Here is a 2,640-nt window from a genome sequence, read left to right on the forward strand (position 1 = left end):
CACTTATCCCGACTTTATGATTATACCGTAAAACAGCAAAAATCGGCTTAGTTACGGGCATCAGTACATTATAAGTCGGGATAACTTTTCATTCTATAATGAAGTTTCCTTAATTCCTAAAGGAGACCACCGTTATGGAAAAAAGTATTTTTGACATCATTACCAAAGCTAAAGAGATTCTTAAAACGCTAAGGCTATCAAATGCAACTATACGAGCATATCAGGAAAGGAGTTTCTCTCCGTTAATAAAAGCTTATAAAGAAAAGGGCTGTAATATTTTTCAACCTGAAATTATGAAGCAACAGCTTAATGAAGCAGAAGAGCAATTTCAAAATCATACAATATCCAGAAAATCATTGAATTTTAAGCGACGAGGAATCTATATTCTTAATGAAATTTATGAAACAGGTACATTTGAATGGAAGATTTTTCTTCCCCAAAAAACTACAGCTCTTCCTTCCTACTTTACAGAAATCTTGAAAAATTTCATTGAAAGCCTTTCTATCAATAAAAATTCTTTAAGAAGCATAAATAGTATTGTTTCCCGTTTTTTTGTTTTTTTAAAAAAAAGAAATATAAAAGACTTAAACGACATAACTGCAGAAGACATACGTGATTTCCTGTCTGTGATGCATGAGACAAGAGTTGGAAGTATGGATGAAGTTGTTTTAACAATGAAAAAACTTTTTCAGTTTCTTTCACAAAAAGGATATAAAACAGATAATTATTGGTTAATTCTTGCCTCCCCAAGAAGTCGCGAACACAAAGTTAAGCCAGCAATGCAGCATAACGAGATAATTTTAATTATCAATCAAATCGAAAGAAAAGAAGCTCCTGGTAAACGTGATTTTGCAATCCTATCTCTTGCTGTAACAACTGGACTACGTGCAGGAGATATCGCCTCGCTAACATTGACCGATATCCATTGGAAAGAACTAGAAATACATGTTTTACAGGGAAAAACAAACAAGATTGTTGTTCTTCCGTTACAACCCCCAGTCCGTGATGCTCTTGCTGATTACATTCTTAATGAACGTCCAAAATCTACTTGCAAAAATGTATTTCTAAGAAGCTTTGCTCCATATGATGCGTTAAAAGATGGAGTATCTGTTGCGTGTGTTTTTCGCAAATATCTTAGAAAAGCAGGAATAAGCCATATCGTAAATGACGGAAAGACGTTTCATGGCATCCGAAGAGCTGTCGGTACATCTATGGTTGAAAAAGGAATTCCTGTTACCACCGTTTCACAGGTTCTTGGACATCAGACAATACGACCAACTAGACAATATATTTCACTGGATTTACATGGACTTAAGAAGTGTGCTCTTTCAATGGATTCATTAGGAGGCACTCATGAAATTCTTTGAAGAACAGATAGAAGATATGCTTCTATATAAAGAAAGTCTTGGCTATTCTAGACGAACTTATTCTTATTTCTTGAATGATCTTGCTAGGTATATAGATAGAAAAGGCATTGTTGATGAAACAGTATCGATTTCTGATATTCTGCCTTGGTGTATACAAAGGGATACAGAGAAGGCTGAAGGATTTCGTCGAAGACTAACCGCAGCAAGAGAACTTACAAAATATCTATATGCCATAGGTAAATGTGACGGAATTCTATCGGCAGATCTTGTTCCTTCTACTCACAGATATACACCGTATCTCTTTACGGATGAAGAGTTGCGAACTATATTTCGAATCTGTGATGTACAGAAATCCAACTCAAAAAATCCATTATATGGAAATATCATTTCAGTTATTTTTAGGTTGATATATTTTTGTGGTCTTAGGCCCAATGAAGGTCGAGAATTATACAGGAAGGATATTGATACTAACCGATGCACACTGCTGATAAGAAAGAACAAAAGTCATAAAGAACGAATGATTCCAATGGCAGAGGATCTTTCTATCTTATGCAAAAAATACATAGCGAAAAGAGATATTCTATTTCCTAATTCAGAGTTTCTCTTTCCTTCAACAACAGGAGAAGCCTATTCGGCAAAATGGCTGACACGACAGTTTCTTAAGATATGGGAACAAGCCTTTCCAGAAAATAAAGATGCCCACGTTAGAGTATATGATCTTAGACATCGTTTCGCTACAGCAGTTCTTCAAGAATGGATTGACAATGGAGAGGAGCTTTATACTGCTCTCCCATACTTAAGTTCTTACATGGGACACAGTGACTATAGGCATACTGTTTATTATATACACTTACTGCCAGAACGACTTTTGAAATCAACTGCGATTAATTTGGAATATTTCCAATCTCTGATTCCGGAGGTGTCATCATGACTAAGGATTCAAAAGTGTTCTATCAGATTCTCCGAGAATTTCTGACAGTTTATCTGCCAAAACAAAAAGCTGCAAGCCAAAATACGATACGTTCGTACAAGACAGCTTTGAATATGTATCTAGACTATTCATGTCAAAAAATGAAAATAAAACTTGATTGCTTTGATTTTTCGCTTGCCAGCAGGGAATTGCTTGAAGGATTTTTACTGTTTTTAGAGGATGAACATCATTGCTCAATAACAAGCAGGAACCAAAGACTAGCAGCTATCCGTCGTTTTTTCAGGTTTGCATCTGAAAAAGATTCAATTTTTGTTTCATCCTATCATGAAATGTCTTTAATAC

The 2,640-nt window shown here is 35.2% G+C and carries 3 protein-coding genes; all 3 read left to right on the plus strand.

Annotated features, from left to right (window positions below):
- Positions 1-134 precede the first annotated feature (134 nt).
- A complete protein-coding gene (locus B5D46_RS11845; protein WP_078929630.1) occupies positions 135-1,367 on the plus strand; it encodes a tyrosine-type recombinase/integrase in 1,233 nt (410 codons plus the stop codon).
- Positions 1,354-2,298 carry a tyrosine-type recombinase/integrase gene (locus B5D46_RS11850; RefSeq protein ID WP_078929631.1) on the plus strand — a complete coding sequence of 315 codons (945 nt, stop codon included), beginning with the start codon at positions 1,354-1,356 and terminating at the stop codon, positions 2,296-2,298. The genes B5D46_RS11845 and B5D46_RS11850 overlap by 14 nt, the downstream gene beginning before the upstream one ends.
- Positions 2,295-2,640 (plus strand): site-specific integrase (locus tag B5D46_RS11855; RefSeq protein WP_159443117.1); only part of this gene is annotated, 346 nt, incomplete at its 3' end. The genes B5D46_RS11850 and B5D46_RS11855, both read left to right, overlap by 4 nt.

Source organism: Succinivibrio dextrinosolvens DSM 3072 (genome assembly GCF_900167015.1).
Taxonomy (GTDB): domain Bacteria; phylum Pseudomonadota; class Gammaproteobacteria; order Enterobacterales; family Succinivibrionaceae; genus Succinivibrio; species Succinivibrio dextrinosolvens.

What these genes read in the sequence shown, in the direction of transcription:
- B5D46_RS11850 (WP_078929631.1), top strand. Translation starts at nt 1,354, where the DNA reads ATGAAATTCTTTGAAGAACAGATAGAAGATATGCTTCTATATAAAGAA.
- B5D46_RS11845 (WP_078929630.1), top strand. Translation starts at nt 135, where the DNA reads ATGGAAAAAAGTATTTTTGACATCATTACCAAAGCTAAAGAGATTCTT.